The 21,783-nt window shown below is 65.6% G+C and carries 17 protein-coding genes; 13 read left to right on the top strand and 4 right to left on the bottom strand.

Annotated elements, in window-relative coordinates; translation table 11 throughout:
- Positions 1-48: 48 nt before the first annotated feature.
- The 7 genes from AOP75_RS00410 (at position 49) to AOP75_RS00380 (ending at position 4,414) form a co-directional block, all read left to right on the top strand.
- Positions 49-519, top strand: coding sequence for a cell division protein SepF (locus AOP75_RS00410; protein WP_062076423.1), 471 nt, complete (start codon positions 49-51; stop codon positions 517-519).
- 18 nt (positions 520-537) lie between these two features.
- Complete coding sequence (locus AOP75_RS00405) at positions 538-837, top strand: YggT family protein (RefSeq protein WP_083966581.1); 300 nt, start codon at positions 538-540, stop codon at positions 835-837.
- A 108-nt stretch (positions 838-945) separates the two neighbouring features.
- Entirely contained in the window at positions 946-1,833 is an 888-nt protein-coding gene (locus AOP75_RS12980) for a DivIVA domain-containing protein (RefSeq protein WP_083966580.1), read from the top strand.
- A 149-nt stretch (positions 1,834-1,982) separates the two neighbouring features.
- Positions 1,983-2,435 carry a TraR/DksA family transcriptional regulator gene (locus AOP75_RS00395; protein WP_062078242.1) on the top strand — a complete coding sequence of 151 codons (453 nt, stop codon included), beginning with the start codon at positions 1,983-1,985 and terminating at the stop codon, positions 2,433-2,435.
- Complete coding sequence (lspA, locus tag AOP75_RS00390; RefSeq protein ID WP_152649888.1) at positions 2,432-3,001, top strand: signal peptidase II; 570 nt, start codon at positions 2,432-2,434, stop codon at positions 2,999-3,001. Before AOP75_RS00395 ends, lspA begins: the two co-directional genes overlap by 4 nt.
- A complete protein-coding gene (locus tag AOP75_RS00385) occupies positions 2,994-3,911 on the top strand; it encodes an RluA family pseudouridine synthase (RefSeq protein WP_236683045.1) in 918 nt (305 codons plus the stop codon). The genes lspA and AOP75_RS00385 overlap by 8 nt, the downstream gene beginning before the upstream one ends.
- Positions 3,912-3,913: 2 nt before the next feature.
- Complete coding sequence (locus AOP75_RS00380; RefSeq protein WP_236683044.1) at positions 3,914-4,414, top strand: GNAT family N-acetyltransferase; 501 nt, start codon at positions 3,914-3,916, stop codon at positions 4,412-4,414.
- On the opposite strand, the gene AOP75_RS00375 is transcribed toward AOP75_RS00380, so the two are convergent.
- Both AOP75_RS00375 and AOP75_RS00370 read right to left on the bottom strand, forming a co-directional pair.
- Positions 4,401-5,378: an alpha/beta hydrolase gene (locus AOP75_RS00375; protein ID WP_062076420.1), complete on the bottom strand. Its 978-nt coding sequence runs from the start codon at positions 5,376-5,378 to the stop codon at positions 4,401-4,403. The two genes, AOP75_RS00380 and AOP75_RS00375, sit on opposite strands and share 14 nt — an antisense overlap.
- The gene (locus AOP75_RS00370; RefSeq protein WP_083966578.1) at positions 5,375-9,667 is read right to left on the bottom strand and encodes a DUF3418 domain-containing protein; all 4,293 of its coding nucleotides are present in this window, start codon (positions 9,665-9,667) and stop codon (positions 5,375-5,377) included. Before AOP75_RS00370 ends, AOP75_RS00375 begins: the two co-directional genes overlap by 4 nt.
- Before the next feature lie 168 nt (positions 9,668-9,835).
- Here AOP75_RS00370 and dnaE point away from each other — a divergent pair, with 168 nt between their 5' ends.
- Positions 9,836-13,375, top strand: coding sequence for a DNA polymerase III subunit alpha (gene dnaE, locus AOP75_RS00365; protein ID WP_236683043.1), 3,540 nt, complete (start codon positions 9,836-9,838; stop codon positions 13,373-13,375).
- Positions 13,376-13,533: 158 nt separating this feature from the next.
- Here the strand turns inward: dnaE and AOP75_RS00360 are convergent, their stop codons facing one another.
- A complete protein-coding gene (locus tag AOP75_RS00360) occupies positions 13,534-14,394 on the bottom strand; it encodes an SDR family oxidoreductase (RefSeq protein WP_062076418.1) in 861 nt (286 codons plus the stop codon).
- 198 nt (positions 14,395-14,592) lie between these two features.
- Here AOP75_RS00360 and AOP75_RS00355 point away from each other — a divergent pair, with 198 nt between their 5' ends.
- Positions 14,593-15,711 carry a type I restriction endonuclease gene (locus AOP75_RS00355; protein WP_062076417.1) on the top strand — a complete coding sequence of 373 codons (1,119 nt, stop codon included), beginning with the start codon at positions 14,593-14,595 and terminating at the stop codon, positions 15,709-15,711.
- Between the two features lie 121 nt (positions 15,712-15,832).
- Positions 15,833-17,137 carry a histidinol dehydrogenase gene (gene hisD, locus AOP75_RS00350; protein ID WP_062078238.1) on the top strand — a complete coding sequence of 435 codons (1,305 nt, stop codon included), beginning with the start codon at positions 15,833-15,835 and terminating at the stop codon, positions 17,135-17,137.
- Here hisD and AOP75_RS00345 read toward each other — a convergent pair.
- Positions 17,134-19,368 (bottom strand): RecQ family ATP-dependent DNA helicase, encoded by a 2,235-nt coding sequence (locus tag AOP75_RS00345; protein ID WP_062078236.1) that lies wholly within the window; start codon positions 19,366-19,368, stop codon positions 17,134-17,136. The two genes, hisD and AOP75_RS00345, sit on opposite strands and share 4 nt — an antisense overlap.
- 83 nt (positions 19,369-19,451) lie before the next feature.
- Here AOP75_RS00345 and AOP75_RS00340 point away from each other — a divergent pair, with 83 nt between their 5' ends.
- The 3 genes from AOP75_RS00340 to AOP75_RS00330 are packed head-to-tail and all read left to right on the top strand — an operon-like array spanning position 19,452 to position 21,765.
- A complete protein-coding gene (locus tag AOP75_RS00340) occupies positions 19,452-20,546 on the top strand; it encodes a histidinol-phosphate transaminase (protein ID WP_062076416.1) in 1,095 nt (364 codons plus the stop codon).
- Positions 20,543-21,163: an imidazoleglycerol-phosphate dehydratase HisB gene (gene hisB, locus AOP75_RS00335; RefSeq protein WP_062076415.1), complete on the top strand. Its 621-nt coding sequence runs from the start codon at positions 20,543-20,545 to the stop codon at positions 21,161-21,163. Before AOP75_RS00340 ends, hisB begins: the two co-directional genes overlap by 4 nt.
- On the top strand, positions 21,160-21,765 hold the full coding sequence (locus tag AOP75_RS00330) for a hypothetical protein (protein ID WP_062076414.1): 606 nt from the start codon (positions 21,160-21,162) through the stop codon (positions 21,763-21,765). Before hisB ends, AOP75_RS00330 begins: the two co-directional genes overlap by 4 nt.
- The last annotated feature ends 18 nt before the right edge of the window (positions 21,766-21,783 follow it).

Raw genomic sequence — 21,783 nt, 5'->3', positions numbered from 1 at the left:
CCGTACCGTGAGAGCAACCACCAGGCAGACACGGGTAAGGAGCGGGCCATGAGCGCCATGCGCAAGGCGATCCAGTACCTCGGCTTCGACACGTCGCAGCACGAGGACTATGACTACGCGGACGAGGAGCTCGCTCCTGTGACGCACTTGCACGACGTCTCCGACGTGCGCGAAAAGGCGGAGGCCCGGGGGCGTCACGAGAACCGACGCGCGGCCTCGTCGGTGTCGGAGAACGACCTGCGCCGCATCCAGACCGTCAAGCCCCGCAGCTACAACGACGCTCGCTTGATCGGCGAAGCGTTCCGCCAGGGCGTTCCGGTCATCATGAACTTGACCGAGATGTCCGACGGCGACGCCAAGCGCCTTGTCGACTTTGCCGCCGGTCTGTCGTTCGGTCTGCACGGCTCGATTGAGCGCGTCACGACCGCAGTGTTCCTGCTGTCGCCCGCGCACGTGGAGATTGGCATCGACGAGGAGCCCCCGGCTCGCGTCGACAGCGAATTCTTCAACGAGCACTGACTCCGTTAGGCTCACTGCGTGGTCTTCATTCTTGCCGCGCTGAAATTCGCGCTGTACCTGTTCATGCTGACGCTGTTCGCGCGCATGATTATCAGCTGGGTCATGGTGTTCTCCCGCGACTGGAGGCCCTCGGGCGTGATGCTCGTGGTCGTTGAGTCCGTGTTGACGGTGACTGACCCGCCGTTGCGCGCGCTCCGTGGCGTGATCCCACCGCTGCGCATGGGTGGCGTCCAGCTGGACCTGGCATTCCTGGTGCTGTTCATCGGATGCATCGTGGTCGACGGACTGCTGAGCCAGGTCATCATGAGGCTCACGTAGCGAATCTTCTTCGGCCGGCTCATGCTTGTGCCGATACGTATATAAAGTGAAGTACAACCAGTCTGGGTCGGCACCTGCGGCCCGGGCGTGACACGAGGTGGTCGACACATGGCACTGCTGACTGCAGAGGACGTCCTGAATAAGGCGTTCTCCAAGACGAAGTACCGCGAAGGATTTGACCAGGACGAGGTCGACGACTTTCTGGACGAGGTCGCACAGACGGTGACCGCACTCACTGCGGAGCGCGACGACCTCGCGCAGCGTCTCGCTCAGGCGCAGGCCGGACAGGCCGCGACGCCTGCGGCCGCGACCGCAGAGCCGAGCGAGAGCGAGAACCTCTTGCAGGCGGCCACTGACCCCACGCCGCCGACTGCGACCGGCATGCTTGCCATGGCGCAGAAGCTGCACGATGACTATGTTTCCGCGGGCGAGGCAGAGCGCGACCGTCTGATCGACGAGGCCAAGGTCAAGGCCGAGTCCATCGTGGGTCAGGCCGAGACGGACGCGAAGAGCCGCCTCGACGAGCTCGCCTCCGAGCGCACCGAGCTCGAGGGCAAGATCGACGATCTGCGCCGCTTCGAGCGCGACTACCGCTCGCGTCTCAAGGGCTACCTCGAGAACCTGCTGGGTGACCTCGATCACGGCTCGAGCGGGTCAGCCGACGCTCCGGCTCAGGACGCGACGCCTGAGCGCGTCCCGTTTGCCTCGGCTTTCGCTGCCGAGGGCACGGCCGACGCGGTTGCGGCCGACACCTCGGTGGTGTCCGCACCATCCGCATCGGACGAGGCCACCGACGCCGTTGAGGACAGTGCCAATGAGCCCGCGCCTGAGGTGCAGGAGCAGGGTGAGACCGAGGAGCCCGCACCGAGCCCGTGGGCGCAGGTTCGCCCCGCTAGCTCGCCCAGCGCAGGTGGTGTCGACGAGACCACGACCCCGTGGGGTGCCTCGCAGTACACCCCGCGCTTCCAGGCCGACAACGGCGAGGACGCCAAGTAAGTCCACCGTGCGTACGCACGAAAAGTGACGCGGCGCCGTCACCGGAGATTGTTCCGGTGACGGCGCCGCTTTCACGTGTGGGGCGTGGCGCTTTGCGCAGCCGTCCGAAGGGGACTAGTCTCGCGTCACTACTCGAAACGAGGATGGGCATGTCCAGCACAGAAGTCACGGTTATCGTGATCGACCCGGCCGAACTCAAGGCCGGCGACGCCAAGAAGCTTGCAGTGCGCGAGGGAGACGACTCGTGGAAGCTCGCCGAGCTCCGCGCAATCGTCACCACGCTGAACGACGACGTTGAGCGCCTCGTCGCCGAATACCGTGGTGTGGAAGACGAACTGGACGCGTTGCTCCACACGTCTGAAGGCGCCGGCGACGACCAGGCCGACATCGGCTCGTCCGCTCTCGAGCGCGAGCAGGAAATGTCGATCGTCAACAACACGCGCGACATGCTCGAGCAGAGCGTTGATGCCCTGCGTCGGGTCCAGAAGGGGACGTACGGCACCTGCGTGTCGTGTGGCGAGGGCATCGGGAAGGCGCGCCTCCAGGCGTTCCCGCGCGCCACCCACTGCGTCACGTGCAAGCAGCGCGAGGAGCGTCGTTGACCTGGCGACCGGCCTTCTGGCTGGTCGCCCTCGCGGTCGTTCTCGTTGATCAAGCCACCAAACAGTGGACCTTGAACAACCTGGAGCCATACGAGAAACACGAGGTTCTGGGCGACTTCCTGTCGATCCAGTTGGTGTTCAACTCCGGCGCGGCATTCTCGCTTGGCGATAACTTCACGTGGGTCTTGACCCTTGTGGCGCTCGCCATCACGGTCGGCATCATTGTGTACGCCAAGCGCGCACAGTCCACTCTGGCTGTCGCGCTCTTTGGTATTGGACTCGGTGGCGCCGTCGGTAACCTGATCGACCGGCTCTTCCGCGACCCGAGCTTTGGGCAAGGCCACGTCGTTGACATGATCAACTACAACGACTGGTTTGTGGGCAATGTCGCTGACATCGCCATCGTGGGCGTTGCGGTCGTGGTGCTTGTGCTGAGCATGCGTGGGACAGAATTGTTGGCGCCGGCGGGCCGCGCCCAGGCTGCCTCTCAGGAGCGATCACGCGACGGTGACGACTCCGATGCGTCGTCTGACGCCGCGACCCAGGACAATGGGGACCGTGGCTGATACCCGATACCTCCCTGTCCCCGATGCCGTCGTAGGCGAGCGCGCGGATGCCGCGCTGTCGCGCATGCTTGGCGTGAGTCGCACCAAAGCCGCGCAGCTGCTGTCCGATGGCGCCGTCCTCTTGGACGGCAAGGTGCTCGCAAAGTCTGACCGTGTGGCCGATGGCATTCTCGCCGTCGACCTCCCCGATGAGCGCGAGGCCGGCCCTGAGCCAGAGTTTCCCGGTGGCCTCACGATCGCCTACCAGGACGATGACGTGGTGGTGGTCGACAAGCCCATCGGTGTCGCCGCGCACCCCAGCCCAGGCTGGACCGGACCGACCGTGGTGGGCGGGCTCGCGTCGGCAGGCGTGACGGTGTCGCAGCTGGGTCCCGCGGAGCGGCAAGGCATCGTGCACCGGCTGGATGTAGGAACCTCGGGTTTGATGGTGGTGGCCCGCTCGGACATCGCGTACACGACGCTGAAGCGCGCCTTCAAGGAACGCACCGTGGAGAAGATCTACCACGCAGTCGCGCAGGGCCACTTGGACCCCACGGAAGGCACCATCGACGCCCCCATCGGCCGGCACCCGCGGTCGGACTGGAAGTTCGCGGTGATGCAGGACGGCAAGCCCTCGATCACGCACTACGAGGTGCTCGAAATGTTCCCGGCAGCCTCCTTGGTCGAAGTGCACCTGGAGACGGGCCGCACTCATCAGATCCGGGTCCACATGACTGCCATGCGTCACACGCTCGTAGGCGACCTCACCTATGGTGCTGACCCTGCTTTGGCGAAGCGCTTGGGGCTCACACGGCAGTGGCTGCATGCGCGGGAGCTGGCATTTGCGCATCCCGCCCACGGCGATGAGGTACGAGTGACGTCTCCATATCCCGAGGACCTCGCATCCGCGCTGGCGCTGCTACGAGGCTGACCGTGAGGATTGTGACCGTCGCGGATGCGGCGCAGCTCGAGGACGCGATGGCGGTGCGGTTCGCCGTCTTTGTCGGTGAGCAGGGCGTGTCGCCTGAAGGCGAACGGGATGCCTTGGACGACGACCCGCGCACCGTGCATCTGGTCGCCTACGACGATAACGGGGTCCCTAGCGGTGCGGGTCGCCTCCTTGCGCCGCACACGGACACCGCCCACGGTGAGGGGACCGGTCACGGTTCCATGGACCCCGGTACCGTCCACATTGGGCGCCTGGCGGTCACCGCTCGCCTTCGGGGAACGGGCGCCGGACGGGCGTTGATGGAGGCGCTTGAGGGTGAGGCGCTGCGGCGTCACGCCGTAGCCCAGTCAGTTCGCGTCGAATTGTCGGCTCAAGAGAGTGCCATCGCGTTCTACGAACGACTCGGCTACACGATCCATGGGCCGCGTTATCTCGACGAGGGCATCTGGCATAGGGACGCGTACAAGGACCTCACTGAGCGTTGACGAAGGTCACGGCCGCGTCGCTGATGCGCGCCCGAGCCTCATCGTCGGTGATCGTGGCCACCCCGTCGCCGGGCTGCGGGCCATAGTCACCGAACTGCGCATGGCTCGCGCCGTCAATGATCGTGAAGTCGGTGGCGGCCGGCAGATCGCCGCGTGAGTTCTGGATCGCGGTGGGCGTGGACAGCCCGTCCTCGGTGCCGGAGATGGACTCGACGCTCGCGGTGAGCGTGCGTGAGAGGTCGGCCGCGGGATACGACGCGAAAAGCAGTAGCCCCGTCGCAGGAGCGGCTGTCAGGGAATCGTCGCGGTCAGCCTCGATCGATGCCACCACTCCGCCAAGAGAGTGACCGCCCGCGACCCATTGGGCGACGTCGGGGTGGGAGCCCCGGGCGTCATCAAGCGCGCCGGTGTTGAGGAAGGCGATTCCTAGTGGATCCTTGGTGATGATCACTGTGTGGCCGGCCTCCGCGAGCGGGCGCAACACCGCGGCGTAGGCTCGTGGGTCGACCAACGCGCCAGGGTGGAAGAGCACACCCGTGCCTGCGGTCGATGCCGCGGGCGTCAAGGTGATGGTGGTGGCCGATTCCGTGACGGACACGGCCGCGTCCGACCGCATGGCTTCCAGCGCGGGCTCGATCGCGCTGAAGGGGCGCAGCCAAGCCATCAACGCGACCCACGCGACGGCGAGAATCGCACCGCACACCCGGAACGCGCGTGGCCAACCCCGCTTTGACGGCCGCCGGCCGCGCATGAGCGGCACCGTGCACGCCATGAGCGAGACCCCTGCGGTGGCGACGAGCAACACCAAGTAGGCGGGGTGGCTATGGATCACGCCGCCGGTGCTCGTCAACCACGCCCACGCCGCCACCCCAAGGCCCGCCATGGCCGTCAGGGTCTCGAGCCATTGCAGCCAGCCAGGCGCCACAGCCTTCGACCCGCGCGTCGAGGCCGAGGACCGTGTCATGCCAGTTCTTTCAGAATGCGCTTCGCGCTCACGGGTTCGCTCGTGCCAAGAGATTGGGCGAACAGCGAGACGCGGAGTTCCTCGACAAGCCACCTCGCCCGCTCCAGCCGCGCGGCGCGCTGAGGGTCAGGCCGGCCACGCTCGTACGCTTCCAGTGCGCCCTTGACGGTGTCTTCCACGTCGCGCACCTGACCGGCCAGCACGGCGTCGCGGTGAGGGTCCGTTGAGGCTTTAGACAGGCGTGCGCTGCCGGCGCGTTGATAGCGCTCCAGGTGGCCGAGCCACAGCGGCGGAGTCCGGGAGATAAAGCCATCGGTGATGAGCGCGCCCGTGGTGGCGCGCAGGTCGGTGGCCGTCGCAAGCAATGCGAAGGAGTTCGCGTGGGAGATGTCGCGTTCCAGTTCGCGGTGGGCGGCCAAGGCGGCCGACGCCACGGTAGCGACAGCATGGACCTCGCTCTCGAGGGCATCGCGCACGCGCGCACGCACCTGCTCGTAGTCGGCCTTCGTGGTCACCCGCGAGACATCGTGGTCGCCGCTGGTCAACCGCACCAGCGCGGCGCGATGAAGGTCGGTGACGAGCGCATCAGTCGACGGATAGGGGGATGCTCCCAGGTTCATGGCATCCTGCGTCGACCATCGGGTCGTGATCCGTTTGGTTGGCAGCGCGAGTTCACTCAGCAGCAGGGCGCGCACGCCCTCCCGGTGAGTCCCTTCTACCTGTGAGGCGTCGGCGAGGATGCGTAGCGACACGGCGTCGGACTCGGCCACGAGCGCCGGATAGCCGCGCACGGTCGCGCCGTGCACCTGAACTGTCACCTCCCGCGGCAGGGCTTCGGCGTGCGAAGCCGCCTCCGAGCCGAGCACAGGCCACGACGTCAGTCCCGTCTTTTCCAGGTCACCGGCCACGGTCCGTGAGCCCCGTGCGTGGGGTGCGTTGGCATCGGCCCGGTGCTCGCGGTTCCTCTCATCGGCGCCGCCCGCCGCGCGCCGGTGTGCGACCCCAGCGGGGGTGGCGACTGCGGCGGCGACAGCCGCCTGGGCCTCAGGTGCCAGGCGGCGTTGGAGCGCGAGCAAGGAGGTGGACTCTCCCAGCGTGGTCGTGCCGTCCTCGACCTTGAACGTCACCTGCAGGTGTGGAGAGAGACGCGAAGCCGCTTCCTCCCACGCGCTGTCGGGAATCTCGACCTCGCGGATGGCTCGGACGGCTCGAGTGAACGCCACGGAGTACGGCTCGGCCATGTCTGCCGCGCGTGCGCGGTCCTCCCAGGTAGGAGTCTCGCGCTCCAGCCACGACACCACCTCCCTGGCCGTGTCGGGCGCGGGCACAAGGAGCCGGCGCACGGTTTTGGGAAGCGCGCGAATGGTGCCTGTCGCAAGGTCATCCGCCATCCCGGGGACCAACCAGTCAAAGCCGTCGGGCACCACGCGCGCCAGCACCTCGACAGGAATGTGCACGGTGACGCCATCGGCCGCCGTGCCTGGCTCAAACTGATAGGTCAAGCGCAGCGACAGGTCTCCCTGGGGCCACCGGTCGGGGAACGCGGAGGTATCGACCTCCTCGTGGGCTGGCGCGACATCTGCCATGGAGAACGTGAGGAGATCCGGGTCGTGCCGTCGCGTGTCCTTCCACCACCGATCGAAGTGGCGCTGCGCCACGATCGAGTCAGGGATGCGCTCGTCGTAAAAGTCGAACAGGGTGTCCTCGTCGACCATCAGGCCGCGTGAGCGAGTCCGCGCCTCGAGCTCCTCTGCCTGCGCCAGCATTCGCTGGTTGTCGCGCCAAAAGTGGTGGTGGGTGCGCCACTCGCCGGCTACAAGGGCATGGCGAATGAACAGCTCGCGCGCCTCCTCCCGATGGGTGTGGCCCCACAGCACCACGCGATCAGTCACGATGGGCACGCCGTGCAGAAGCACCTTCTCCGTGGCGACCGCTGCGCCGCGCTTGGCGGACCACACGGGCTCGGAGTACGTCTTCTTCACGAGTGCCCCGGCGAGCTCCTCCGCCCACTCCGGCTTGATCGCGGCGACGTCACGGGCCCACAGCCGAGAGGTCTCGACAAGCTCCGCCGCCATGACGAAGGACGGCGGCTTCTTCGACAGCGCAGAGCCGGGGAAGATGGCAAACCGTGCGCCCCGTGAGCCTAGGTACTCGTTGCGGCCCGCCTTCTTGGCGCGCCGTATCGCGGCCTCGCGTGCGCCGCCACGCAGGTGGGTGAAGTCGGACGCCTTGGGGTCGTGTGTGACCTGCATACCGATTTGGCTGAGGAGGCCAGCGAGGACGGATCGATGGATGGCCTCCTCGTTCCACACGTAGCGCACCGCGGTCGCTTTGTCAGCCTCGGCAGCCTGAGGCTCGTGGCGCTTCATGGTGATGCCCAGCGGCTTGGCGGTCTGTCGAATCTGTGTGACCACGTCCTGCCACTCGCGGATGCGCAGGTAATTGAGGAACTCGCCCTTCACCTCCCGGCGGAAGGCGTTGCCGGACAGTGCCTCGCGGCGATCACGCAGGTGCTCCCACAGGTTGAGGTAACTCAACAGGTCAGAGGTCGGGTCCGCAAAACGCCCGTGAAGGGCGTCCGCATTTTCGCGGTGCTCTGCGGGGCGCTCCCGCGGGTCCTGAATACTGAGGGCGGCCGCGATGATGGCCACCTCGTGCGCAACGCCGTGGCGGGCACCTTCGACGACCATGCGCGCGGCCCGCGGATCCATCGGGAGACGCGAGAGTGACCGGCCCGTTGACGTCAGCGTCGTGGCGCCGTCGCGGACCTCGATCGCGCCCAGCTCCGTCAGCAGATTCACGCCGTCGCGGATGGCCCGCGTGTCCGGCGGCTCGACAAAGGGGAACGCCGCGACGTCGTCAGGGGAGGACACCACGCCGACGGCGATCATCTGAAGGAGCACGGACGCGAGCGACGTGCGAAGGATCTCCGGCTCCGTGAAGGCGGGACGACCCTCGAAGTCCTCTTCGCTGTACAGGCGGATGGCGATACCGTCCGCGATGCGACCGGCGCGGCCCGAACGTTGATTGGCGCTCGCGCGAGAAATGGGCTCGATGGGCAACCGTTGGACTTTGGTCGCTTTCGAGTAGCGGGAGATGCGGGCTGTGCCAGGGTCCACCACATAGTGGATGCCAGGGACCGTCAGCGACGTCTCCGCAACATTGGTGGCCAGGACGATGCGACGGGTGGAGTGACGCTCAAAGACACGGTGCTGCTCTGCGGCGCTGAGGCGACTGTAGAGCGGGATGATCTCGACGGCCCGTGGGTGCTTGAGGTCGCGCGCTCGCGGACCCAGGTGACCCTCGAGAGCGTCGGCCGCGTCGCGGATCTCGCGCTCGCCTGACAGGAAGACCAGGATGTCACCCGGCCCCTCGGCCATGAGCTCATCGCAGGCGGACACGATGCCCGTCACCTGGTCGACCTCATCGCCGCGGCTTTCGCCAGCAAGGGGCCGGTAGCGAATGTCAACCGGGAAGGTGCGCCCGGTGACCTCGACGACCGGCGCCGTCCTCGCCCCTTCCCCCTGGCCGAACATGCTCGGCGGGGAATCCTCCCCAGCGGGCTCCTGGCCGTCAGTATCCGGTGACGCAGATGCGGAACCTGCCCCAGGATCGGCCGCATCCGCTGGTAATGGCGGAAGCGGACCTCCTGGCGCGAAGTGACGTGCAAAGCGCTGCGAGTCAATAGTCGCTGACGTGATGATGACTTTGAGGTCGGGGCGGCGGGGGAGCAGGTTTGTGAGATACCCGAGCATGAAGTCAATGTTGAGGCTACGTTCGTGGGCCTCGTCGATGATCAGCGTGTCGTACGCACGTAGGTCAGGGTCGCGCTGAATCTGAGCGAGCAGGATGCCGTCCGTCATCACTTTGACGAGGGTGGTGCTTGAGGATTCGTCGGTGAAGCGCACCTGGTAGCCGACGATGTCACCGAGGGTGGTCCCCAGTTCCTCCGCGATGCGCTCGGCGACGGAACGCGCGGCGATGCGGCGGGGCTGCGTGTGGCCAATTTGTCCCTCGCGGCCCCGGCCGAGTTCGAGGCAGATCTTAGGCAACTGGGTGGTCTTGCCGGATCCCGTCTCGCCCGCCACGATCACGACCTGGTGGTCGCGAATCGCGGCAGCAATGTCTTCCCTGCTGGAGGACACAGGCAACTCAGGCGGGTACGTGAGGGGGGCGAGCGTCACGTCCCGGCGCGCCTGGGCGGCCGCCTCGAGTTCACGAGGGCCGATGCGCCGGTGCGGGTCGCGCTCGCGGCGCGCGCGACGAGGACGGGACGGGGACTGACTCACCTCGTCATTGTCTCAGGCTCACCCCCTGGACAGTTCGCGCCACGGATGGGGCGACACGCCGGTCGCGGCGGGTGAAGGCCGACGGTCGCGGGCGTGTCGGTCCCCCAATCGGTTCCGAGTGCCGGTTGTCGGGCTGCCATGTCGGTGGACGGCCCTAGAATCGTGGCCATGCCCGGCAGCGATTTTGTGCACCTCCACGTCCACACCGAATACTCGATGCTGGATGGCGCGGCTCGGCTCGACGACCTCTTCACGCACGCGAAGGAACTGGGTCAGACAGCCATCGCGACCACGGACCACGGCTACATCTTTGGCGCGTACGACTTCTGGGCCAAGGGCCAACAGCACGGTGTGAAGCCGATCATCGGTGTCGAGGCATATCTCACGCCAGGAACCGCGCGGCAGGACAAGACGCGCGTGAAGTGGGGCGAACGCGGCCAGGAGAAGGACGACGTCTCTGCCAACGGCGCCTACACCCACATGACCATGTGGGCCCAAAACACCGCCGGCATGCACAACTTGTTCCGCATGTCCTCCTACGCCTCGCTCGAGGGTCACTTCCACAAGCCCCGCATGGACCGCGACCTCCTGCAGCGGTACTCCGATGGGATCATCGCGACCACCGGGTGCCCGTCAGGAGAGGTCCAAACGCGCCTGCGGCTGGGTCAATACGACGAAGCCCTGCGGGCGGCCGGCGAGTTCCAGGACATCTTTGGCGCGGAGAACTTCTACGTGGAGTTGATGGACCACGACCTCCACCTTGAAAAGCGCGTGCGCGAGGATCTCCTGCGCCTAGCCCACCAACTAGGGGCGCCACTGGTCGCGACCAATGACTCGCACTACGTGCGCAAGGACGACTCTGTCGCTCACGAGGCACTGCTGTGCGTGCAGTCGGGCTCCAACCTCAACGAGCCCACCTATGACCAGGGCGGCAAGCGCTTCGCGTTCAACGGCAACGGCTACTACCTCAAGTCCGCCGCTGAGATGCGGGAGCTGTGGCGGGAGCTACCGGAGGCCTGCGACTCCACGCTCGAGATCGCAGAAAAGTGCGAGGTCGAGTTCAACACCAAGGCCGACTACATGCCGGTCTACGACGTGCCCGAGGGCGAAGACGAGCACTCGTGGTTCGTGAAGGAAGTGCAGAAGGGACTGCACGAGCGCTTCGGGGAGACCATTCCCGCGGAGGTGCAAGAGCGCGCAAACTTCGAGATCGAGGTCATCGCCGGCAAGGGCTACCCGGGCTACTTCCTGGTGGTCGCCGACTTCATTCAGTGGGCGAAGGACAACGGCATCCGCGTGGGGCCCGGACGTGGATCCGGTGCGGGATCGATGGCCGCGTACGCGATGAAGATCACCGACATCGACCCCATCGTCCATCAGCTGTACTTCGAGCGCTTCCTCAACCCCGAACGTGAGTCCAAGCCCGACTTCGATATTGACTTCGACGAGCGCAGGCGCTCCGAAGTGATCCGCTACGTCAGCGATAAGTACGGCGAGGAGAAGGTCGCGATGATCGCGACCTACGGCACCATCAAGGCCAAGCAGGCGCTCAAAGATGCCGCTCGTGTGCTTGGCAAGCCGTTCGCGGTGGGTGAGCAGCTGACGAAGGCATACCCCGAGGCGATCATGGGCAAGGACATGCCGCTTATCGGCATCACCGATCCCAAGCACGCGCGGCACCACGAAGGCCAGGACTTCCGTGCTCTCTTGGAGGCGGATCCCGAAGCCCAACAGGTCTTTGAACTCGCGCAAGGTCTCGAGGGACTCAAGCGGCAGTGGGGCGTGCACGCGGCCGGCGTGATCATGTCCTCGGACCCGCTCATCGACATCATCCCCATCATGCGTCGCGAGCAGGACGGCGCGGTGATCACCCAGTTCGACTACCCCACCTGCGAGGGCCTGGGGCTGGTCAAGATGGACTTCCTGGGGCTGCGCAACCTCACGATCCTTGACGACGCGCTGTACAACATCGAGCACAACGGCAAGGCCCCGCTGGTGCTCGAGGAACTCCCGCTCGAGGACAAGGAGACCTTCGAGCTCCTGGGACGCGGCGACACCCTGGGCGTCTTCCAACTTGATGGCAACGCGATGCGCCAGCTACTGCGCCAGATGAAGCCGGACACATTCGAAGACATCTCCGCAGTCCTGGCCCTGTACCGGCCCGGTCCTATGGGCATGAACTCGCACACCAACTATGCGGAGCGCAAGAACGGCCGCCAACCCATCGCGCCCATTCACCCGGAACTGGACGAGCCGCTCCGCGAGGTGCTGGGCATCACCTATGGGCTCATCGTCTACCAGGAGCAGGTCCAGCGCATCGCACAGATCGTGGCCGGCTACACCCTCGGAGCCGCAGACCTGTTGCGACGCGCGATGGGCAAGAAGAAGAAGGAGATCCTCGACAAGGAGTTCGAGCCCTTCGAAGCCGGGATGAAGGCCAACGGGTACTCCGACGCTGCCATCAAGGCACTGTGGGACACCTTGTTGCCCTTCGCGGATTACGCGTTCAACAAGGCGCACACCGCCGCTTATGGAGTGTTGTCCTTCTGGACCGCCTACCTGAAGGCGCACTATCCCACCGAGTTCATGGCAGCACTGCTGACCTCGGTAGGCGCGGACAAGGACAAGTCCGCGATGTATCTCGCAGAGTGTCGCCGCATGGGCATCACGGTGCTGCCGCCGGACGTCAACGAGTCCATTGCGTTCTTCTCCGCAGTCGGCACCGATGTGCGCTTTGGGCTTTCTGCCGTGCGTAACGTCGGCACGAACGTCGTGGAGGGCATCATCAAAGCGCGCACCGACAAGGGTGCGTTTACCTCGTTCCAGGACTTCCTCGACAAGGTGCCCGCGCAGGTGTGCAACAAGCGCACCATCGACTCGCTCATCAAGGCAGGAGCGTTCGATTCGCTCGGTCACTCGCGCCGGTCCCTGAACGCGATCCACGAGCAGGCCATCGACTCGGTGGTGGGCGTGAAGCGCCAAGAGGCGACCGGTCAGTTCGATCTGTTTGGCGGCGACGACGAGTTGGGCGGGGGAGTCACGGTGTCCGTCCCCGACCTTGAAGAGTGGGACAAGAAGACCAAACTCAACTTGGAACGCGACATGCTTGGTCTGTATGTCTCTGACCACCCCCTGTCGGGGCTCGACCACATCATCCGCTCTGAAGCGTCGCATCAGATTCTCAATGCAACGCCCGCCGCAGGTGTGGCCGACGGATCGCAAGTCTCGTTCGCGGGCCTGTTGACCCGGGTTGACCGTCGTGTCGCGAAGTCCGGCAACGCCTACGCGATTGTGACCCTCGAGGACCTGACCGGAGAGACTGAGATTTCATTCTTCGGGAAGACCTACGAGACCTACGCGCGCGATCTGACTGACGACGCGGTGTTGGCGATCAAGGTCAGGGCCCGTGAACGCGGCGATGGCGGCCTGCAGTTTTCTGCCGTCGACGTGCGCGTGCCGAACCTCCAGGTGCAAGACACGTCTCCGTTGGTGATCACGTTGCCGGCCACGCGCGTCAACGCCGCGCTCGTGGAAGAACTGAAATCCATCCTCGCGGCTAACCCCGGCAACATCGAGGTGCGAATGGTGCTCACCGGAGCGGGCGACTCGATCACGATGCGGCTCGGGGACGAGTTCAGGGTCTCGCGCTCGTCCGCGCTGTATGGCGACTTGAAGGCTGCCTTCGGTCCTAGCTGCCTCGCGACCTAGCCGCCCGCCCTTTCCGCCTGGCCGAACATACTCGGCGGGGATTGAGGGGTCGGCGGCTCCTGGCCGTCGGTTTCTGGGGATGTCCGAGGCGGACCAGTCGCAAGGTGCCTCAAGCGCGAGGTACCACAAGTGTGCGGTGCCACAAGCGTGCGGTGCTGCTAGAACAGGCTGAGCCCGCCGTCAGACTTCAAGACCTGACCGGCCACCCATGCGCCCTCATCTGAGACCAGCCACGCGATGAGGTTCGCGGGGTCTGCTGGCTCGCCAAATCGCCCGAATGGTGTGCGTTGCCGCCACTCGTCGATCGGCCCCAAGTCGCGGTCGGTGGAGTCGGCGTCGAGGTACCCCGTGTTGACCGGGCCGGGATTGATGGTGTTGAGGATGATGCCAAGATCCAGCAGCTCGGCAGCCACCGTCGCGGTCACCCCCGCGAGCGCGGCCTTGGACGCCGCATATGCGACCTCACCGGGCATCGGCCCGTCGCCCTGGCCCGACGTCATCCAGACCACCCGTCCCGTTGGCGCCACGAGCGGTTGACGGTCCGCACGGTCTCCCGGGCGTGCCGAAGCTGCCTCGCCACCGTGAAGTGCGGCGAAGGCGCTCGTCATTAGGAGTGTTGCGCGCGTGTTGACGTCCCACATGGCGCTCAGGCGCTGTGCGGTCATGTCGTGGATGGAGCCGTCGTCGCCGCTCTTGGCTTGGTTGCACACCAAGATGTCCAGCGTGCCCGTGAGCGTCGCGGCGCGCGTCACGAGGGCGTGTGGCGCCTCGGGGTCGCTGAGGTCTGCGGGAACGTGGCCCACGCGTGCGCCCGGGGTGGCGATCGCCGACAGTTCGCCGACCAGCGCCTCGATGTCGTCGCCGCCCCACGGCAGTGCCTCGTCGTGGGGACGGTGGTGTTGCACAAAGACGGAGGCGCCGTCCTTGAGTAGTCGTGACGCGACGGCGTAGCCAATGCCTCGCCGGCGGGAAACTCCGGTGACCAGTGCGGTCCGTCCGGACAGGGGGAGATGGGTCATGGCAGTCCTGTTCTGTGAGTGGAAATGGTCGGCGCGGCGGTGCGCTGAGCGAGTCACAAGGTCTGCATCGGGCCACTGTAGCAATCCTGTTCAGGGCCTCTGCGACAGTTCAACGTTTTGGTCTATCCCCTGTGTCCTGCTGCCTGGCCGACCACGTCAACGGTATGGTCCTGGATACCGACGTTGAGGGAGTATGGAATGGACTTCGAAGAGCGCATCGCTGCACTCGCAAAGAAAATTGGCGAACAGAAGCACGCAATCGAGACTGAGGAGGCCACGAAGAACGCTTTTGTAATGCCCTTCATCGCGTCAGTCCTCGGCTATGACGTCTTCAATCCGCTCGAAGTGGTACCGGAGTTCACTGCTGATGTGGGGACGAAGCGCGGCGAGAAAGTCGACTATGCGGTGCTTCGCGATGGTGAGATTCAAATGCTCATTGAGTGCAAGCCCACCACGGGTCCGTTGAAAATTGAGCACGCTTCACAGCTTTTCCGCTATTTCTCGGTGACCAACGCGCGCATTGCGGTTCTAACGAACGGGCAGGTATACAACTTCTACACTGACCTTGACAGCCCAAACAAGATGGATGATCGGCCTTTCCTCGTGTTGGATATGCTCGACATCGACCCGACGTTGGTCCCTGAGTTGAGGAAGCTGACCAAGGATTCCTTCGACCTGACCTCGGTGATTAACGCGGCAGAGGAGCTGAAGTATGTGGGTGCTCTGAAGCGGGCGGTATCTGCGGAGTTTCGCGAGCCCTCCGAAGCTTTTGTCAAGCACTTCGCGTCACAGGTGTATGAGGGCCGTCTAACTCAGGATGTTCGAGCACAGTTCAGCGGCCTTGTCGCTAAGGCGCTTGTGCAGTACACCAACGAACGGGTGAATGATCGACTGAAGACAGCATTGCGGGCTGGCGGGGGAACGGCCGCCGAGTCTGCGGGCGCCGTGCCAGACGGCCACAGTGCCGAGGCGGTGACCAGTCAGGCCGTTGCCGAAGGAGATCTGGATACGGCCTCTGACATTGAAACTACGCTCGAGGAACTCGAGGGGTACCAAATTGTGAAGGCGATCGCATGCAGCGAGGTTAAGCCACAGCGGATCGCTCACCGAGACGCGAAGAGCTACTTCGCGATTCTTCTCGATGACAATAACCGACGCCCAATCGCTCGCTTGTGGTTTAACAACAAGAGTCAGAAGTATGTGGGCGTATTCGATGAGAACAAGAACGAGACCCGTGTCCCCATCGACAGCCTTGAAGAGATCTACACCTTGATCGAGCCGATTCGCGACACGGTCAGGCGCTATCTGGACGACTAGAATCCCGCGCAGGCGGAACACGCCGACGAGAAGTGACGGCCAGGACCTCCCAAGGCTCAGAACCCCGCCGTGTATGTACGGCCAGGGGAAGACGGGCGGAGGGGACACTAGACTCGCGAGTGTGTTGAGCCGCATCGATCTCCGTGAGTCCACCCCGAGCGCCCGTGAACTTCTCGACATCGTGCCCCGCGCGGATGTCGACGTGAGCCACGCGCTCACCGTCGTTGAGCCGATGCTCGCAGACGTGCGGGAGCGTGGCGAAGCGGCGCTACGCGAGTACGGCGAGAGGTTCGACGGCGTCAACCCTGAGCACCTGCGGGTTCCCGCGGCGGACATCGAAGCCGCTTTGGACACCCTCGACTCTGCGGTGGTCGATGCGCTGCGGGAAGCCATTGTGCGCGTGCGCGCCTTCCACGAAGCGACGGTGCCGCCGGCGGTTGAGCTAGAGGTAGCGCCCGGCGCAATGCTGAGCCAGCGTTGGATCCCTGTGGGCCGCGTAGGCCTGTATGTCCCGGGCGGGCTCGCTGTGTACCCCAGCTCGGTCGTCATGAACGTAGTCGCGGCGCAGGCGGCAGGAGTGGAGTCCATCGCGGTCACTACGCCACCGCAGCGGGAGTTCGGCGGCCAGCCGCACCCAACAATCTTGGCCGCGTGCGCACTCTTGGGGATTGACGAGGTGTACGCCGTTGGCGGCGCTCACTCGATCGGCATGCTCGCGTATGGGGTCGAGGGCCTGTGCGATCCCGTCGACGTCGTCACTGGGCCAGGGAACGTCTACGTCGCCGCGGCTAAGCGCGCGGTCAACGGCGTGGTGGGCATCGACTCCGAGGCAGGCCCAACGGAGATCGCCATCATCGCGGACGACTCTGCACACGCGCGTTTCGTTGCCGCAGACCTGTTGAGCCAGGCGGAGCACGACCCCATGGCGGGGTCCGTGCTCATCACGGATTCGCAGGAACTGGCCGATGCCGTGGAGACGGAGCTGCTGGGCCTCGTCGACGCGACGACGCACTTGGCACGCACCAAGGAAGCACTGTCGGGGCGTCAGAGCGCGATCATCCTGACCGGTTCCCTTGAGCAGTCGATCCAGGTAGCGGACGCCTATGGTGCGGAACACCTTGAGATTCACACGCGCGACGCCGACGCCGTGGCGGCGCGCATCCGCAACGCGGGAGCGATCTTTGTGGGTCCGTACAGTCCTGTGCCGCTGGGTGACTACATGGCCGGGTCGAACCACGTTCTTCCCACGGGAGGGACGGCACGCTTCGCTTCCGGCTTGGGCGCGCACAGTTTCTTAAAAGCGGTGTCGACGATCAACTACAGCGCCGATGCGCTGAGCGCGATCGGTCACAAGGTCATTGCGCTCGCCAATGCCGAGAACCTCCCGGCGCACGGACAGGCGATCCAGGCGCGACTCGAGAACTAGCGCACGCCCAACACGAAGGGGTACACGGCGGGCGCACCGGCCTGCCTCAGTAGCCTCGCTCCCACGGTGAGGGTCCATCCGGAGTCGGTGTAGTCGTCAACAAGGAGTACTGAGCGTCCTCCGAGGGAGGCCCGCGTCGACTCTTCCACTCCCAAGCGCCGCGAGACGACCGCGAGCCTTTGCGCGGAGTTGAGGTCGTGACGTCCCGGCGCCTCAAGCCCGGGGGCCGCCCCGAGCCAACCAGCAAAGGGGATCTCGAGGTACCGTGCGAGGCCCGGTGCAAGGTGCTCGAGTAGCTGGGGTCGCGTGAACGAGCGGATGCCCACGACGGCCTCGATGGTGCGGGTGCGAGTCAGTCCGGATCCACTCCACAGGTCCTCCCATTCGTCGAGGACCCGGGTGGCGGCTCCGCGTAAAAGGACGGGTGTGGGCCCATCCGGCACCGCGCCGTCGGCATCGCGCGTATCGAGAAGCTCGCGCAGTGCCCCCGACCAACCCAGGCCGTCCAGACGCGCAATGGCGCGCCCTGGTCCGGCCTGTTCGCCGGATGAAATCTTTCCGCGTAGGTCCACGCCCATGCGGTCGAGTCCACTGGGCCACTGGCGTCGCGGCGTGATCTCTACGCCTACTCGGTCCAGGTCTGCTCGTGCCGCCGTGACTGCTTCTGAGGTAGGCGCACCGGGAAGCGTGAGCGCACCGCAGTTGTCGCACCGGCCGCAGGCCCAGTCGTCAGCGAGGTCGGGGTCATCGAGGACCCTGCGCAAGAACGCCATACGGCACCCGGTGAGCGACTCGTACTCAAGCATGGTCTGTTGCTCTGCATGCCGTGCCTGCGCAACGCGCCCGTAGCGCTCGGCGTCATAGTGCCATTCAGCGCCGGTCGCGACCCACCCGCCTTTCACGCGACGCACCGCACCGTCCACGTCTAACACCTTCAGCATCGCCTCAAGACGGCCACGTCTCAGGTCGACCTGAGTCTCCAGTGCCATGACGGACATGGGTGCGACGGGGTCCATCGCGCCTAGTGCGGCGCGTACCTGGTCCTCGTCGGGAAAGGACTGAGAGCCAAACCAGTCCCAGATTGCTTGGTCCTCTGGCCCGGGAAGGAGCGCAACGACCGCTCGGTCAACGCCACGTCCCGCGCGACCCACCTGTTGGTAGTACGCGATGGGCGACGACGGCGCGCCTACGTGAATGACGAATGCGAGGTCGGGCTTGTCGAAGCCCATCCCGAGTGCAGACGTCGCCACCAGGGCTTTGACACGATTGTGTTTGAGGTCCTCTTCCAGTGACTCCCGCTCGGTGGGTTCGGTCCTGCCCGTGTAGGACGCGACGTCGATGCCTGCCCCCCGGAGCTGGGACGCGACTTCCTCCGCGGCGGAGACGGTCAGGCAGTAAATGATCCCCGACCCGTCCATCTGTGGCAGCGCCGTCGTGAGCCACGCAATGCGAGTCGCGGCGTCTGGGAGGGGCACCACGCCGAGCGACAGGGACTCGCGATCGAGTTCACCGCGCAACACGAGTACATCCTCGCGAGACAGGCCATCCTCGCGAGAGACTCCGAGCTGCTCCGCAACATCTGCTGTCACGCGCGCATTCGCAGTCGCGGTGGTGGCCAACACCGGGATGCCGTGAGGAAGCTCGCTCAGCAGCGTGCGAATGCGGCGGTAGTCCGGCCGGAAGTCGTGACCCCAGTCGGAGATGCAGTGGGCCTCATCGATCACGACTAGCCCGGCATTGGCGGCCAGCTGGGGCAACACCTCATCGCGGAACTGGGGGTTGTTGAGCCGTTCGGGTGAACACAGCAGCACGTCGATCTCCCCGGCGGCGATGGATGCGTGGACGTCGTCCCACTCCGTCACATTTGCCGAGTTCACCGTGGCGGCCTCCACGCCCGCGCGGCCGGCTGCCGCGATCTGGTCGCGCATGAGGGCGAGCAGGGGAGAAACGATGATGGTGGGGCCAGCGCCACGCGCGCGCAACAGCGCAGTCGCGACAAAGTACACGGCCGACTTTCCCCACCCAGTGCGCTGCACCACGAGCGCACGGGCGTGGCGGTCGACGAGCGCCTCAATGGCTCGCCACTGGTCTTCTCGAAGGCGCGCGTCCTCGCGCCCCACGAGCCGCTTGAGCGCCGCTTCACCGTCGGCCCGAAGGTCCTCGCCACTCGCGGAGGCCGGCGTAGAAGAGTCGGCGAACGCGGAAGCGGGGCCGGGCGAGTTGTCCGTCATGTCACCCACCGTAAAGGTGACCGGTGACACCCGGCGCAACCCCGGCATCGGCCCGCTCCACGCACCCCACTAGACTGCCCACCATGACTTTGCCCCTGCGCCCCGACCTCGCGGGGCTGGAGCCCTACGGCGCCCCTCAACTCGCGGTCGCCGCGCGCCTCAATGTCAACGAGAACCCCTACGCGCCACCGCCAGTAGTCGTGGACGCGATTGCACAGGCCGTGCGCAAGGCTTCCGAGGGGCTGAACCGCTACCCGGACCGGGACTTCACGTTGTTGCGTCAAGACCTCGCAAGCTACCTGGCTGCAGAGAGCCACGTGGACTTTGTTGAGGCTCGCAATATCTGGGCGGCGAACGGCTCGAACGAAGTGATGCTGCACCTCCACCAGGCCTTCGGTGGGCCTGGGCGGACCATCATGAGTTTCGCGCCCACATATTCGATGTACCCGGAGTACGCGCGCGACAGCCTGACCGAGTACGTCGCGGTGCCCCGCAATGCGGACTTCACCATCGACATCGAGGCCGCCACTGAGCAGATCCGGCAGGTGCAGCCCACCCTGGTGATCGTCGCGAGTCCGAACAACCCCACCGGGACGGCGCTGACGCTCGACGAGGTGCGGGCGCTGTATGCCGCCACCGAGGAGGTGGAGGGCGGCTGCGTGCTCGTCATCGATGAGGCGTACGCGGAGTTCCGCCGTTCCGGTGTCCCGAGTGCCGCGACATTGATCCCGACGCACCGCAACCTTGCGGTGAGCCGCACCATGTCGAAGGCGTTCGCGCTCGCGGGCGGTCGGCTGGGGTATCTGGTGGCGCACGAGCCGCTCGTGGATGCACTGCGGGTGGTGCGCCTGCCGTACCACCTGAGTGCGGTGACGCAGGCCGTCGCTCGCGCCGCGCTCGCCCATTACCGTGAGCTCCAAGCGCAGGTGCACGAGATTCGCGCCGAGCGTGACGACACCGTCGAGTGGCTCAGGGCGCAGGGCTATGTGGTCGCGGAGACGGATGCGAACTTCTGCCTCTTTGGTCCGTTCGAGGACCGTGAGAAGGTGTTTGAGGGGCTTTTGGCACGGGGAGTGTTGATCCGCGTGACCGGGCCCGAAGGATGGCTGCGTGTGTCAATCGGCACCGCGACGGAGATGGCGCTGTTCCGCAGCGCACTTATGGAGGTCACTGCATGAGCGACGCACCCGCCCCGGGCACGCGTACGGGACGCATCGAGCGCAAGACGAGCGAGTCGGAGGTGCTGGTCGAACTCGATCTTGACGGCTCCGGGATCACGGAGATCAGCACAGGAGTGCCGTTCTACGACCACATGCTGACGGCGCTCGGCAAGCACTCGCTGATGGACCTGACGGTTAAGGCGACCGGCGATGTTCACATTGACTCGCACCACACGGTGGAGGATGTCGCGATTTGCATTGGGGAGGCGCTCAAGCAGGCGTTGGGAACGAAGGCGGGAATCTCCCGCTTTGGGGACGCCTTGGTGCCGCTCGACGAGGCCCTCGCCCAGTGCGTGGTCGATGTGTCCGGCCGGCCCTACTTTGTGCACGTAGGTGAGCCAGTGGGGCAGGCCACGCACCTCATCGGCGGCAATTACGCCGGCTCGCTGACGGGCCACGCACTTGAGTCGATTGCACACCACGCGGGCATCTGCGTTCACATGCGGGTGCTGGCTGGCCGCGACCCGCACCACATCGTTGAGGCACAGTTCAAGGCGCTCGCTCGCGCTTTGCGCTTCGCGGTGACGGCCGATGCCAGGGTTCAGGGGATCCCGTCCACCAAGGGTGCGCTGTGACGGGCGAGCACGACGACTTGCCCGAGGGCGTCGAGATTCCTGACGACCTGTCCGGCCTGGACTCCGCGCCGCCGCAAGGGGAGAGCGGACGCCACGTAGAGCAGGCCGTGAGCGCGATCTTCACCCCGGTCGCCAATGGACGCCTGCTCGCCGCGGTGTGTTCGCTCAATGAGGTCCGCGGACGGTGCATCGAGACGTCAGCGGGAGCGCTCGTGATGCTGGATGACACGTCCCCCGAGAGTGCGTCGCGTGCCGGCCAGGCGCTCTCCGCGTTCGTGAAGACGCAACCGGTGCTGCAGATGGACCGCCGTGCCGGGCAGATCACCATCACGCGGTGGCTCGCAGGAGAGGACCACGGCAAGGTACCGCCAGGATTGGCGCTCGACAACGCCCCTGGGGTGTTGGAAACGCTGATGACCGGTGTGCAAACGGTGGACGAGCTCGCCATGACTCACCCGGGCAAGGTGTTCGAGGCGCGCATGAGCAAGATGCAGGCCTTCAAGGAGTTGAGGTCGGCTGCCAAGGACGCCAAGAAGCGCTACAAGGCGATGGAAAAGATGAAGCGAGAGACGGACCCGAACCCCGACGGGTCTGGCTCCTAGACGATCGACCTGGAGGGC

This window comes from Demequina globuliformis, assembly GCF_000975155.1.
GTDB lineage: Bacteria > Actinomycetota > Actinomycetes > Actinomycetales > Demequinaceae > Demequina > Demequina globuliformis.
The sequence above is the reverse complement of the archived record's forward strand: the minus strand, read 5'-3'. Positions and strand labels throughout refer to the sequence as shown.

Bases quoted from the DNA above. Each gene is read 5' to 3' on its own strand.
- hisB (WP_062076415.1), top strand. From the start codon at position 20,543: ATGAGCGACGCACCCGCCCCGGGCACGCGTACGGGACGCATCGAGCGC.
- dnaE (WP_236683043.1), top strand. From the start codon at position 9,836: ATGCCCGGCAGCGATTTTGTGCACCTCCACGTCCACACCGAATACTCG.
- AOP75_RS00355 (WP_062076417.1), top strand. From the start codon at position 14,593: ATGGACTTCGAAGAGCGCATCGCTGCACTCGCAAAGAAAATTGGCGAA.
- AOP75_RS00375 (WP_062076420.1), bottom strand. From the start codon at position 5,378: ATGACACGGTCCTCGGCCTCGACGCGCGGGTCGAAGGCTGTGGCGCCT.
- AOP75_RS12980 (WP_083966580.1), top strand. From the start codon at position 946: ATGGCACTGCTGACTGCAGAGGACGTCCTGAATAAGGCGTTCTCCAAG.
- AOP75_RS00410 (WP_062076423.1), top strand. From the start codon at position 49: ATGAGCGCCATGCGCAAGGCGATCCAGTACCTCGGCTTCGACACGTCG.
- AOP75_RS00395 (WP_062078242.1), top strand. From the start codon at position 1,983: ATGTCCAGCACAGAAGTCACGGTTATCGTGATCGACCCGGCCGAACTC.
- AOP75_RS00345 (WP_062078236.1), bottom strand. From the start codon at position 19,368: ATGACGGACAACTCGCCCGGCCCCGCTTCCGCGTTCGCCGACTCTTCT.
- AOP75_RS00360 (WP_062076418.1), bottom strand. From the start codon at position 14,394: ATGACCCATCTCCCCCTGTCCGGACGGACCGCACTGGTCACCGGAGTT.
- AOP75_RS00340 (WP_062076416.1), top strand. From the start codon at position 19,452: ATGACTTTGCCCCTGCGCCCCGACCTCGCGGGGCTGGAGCCCTACGGC.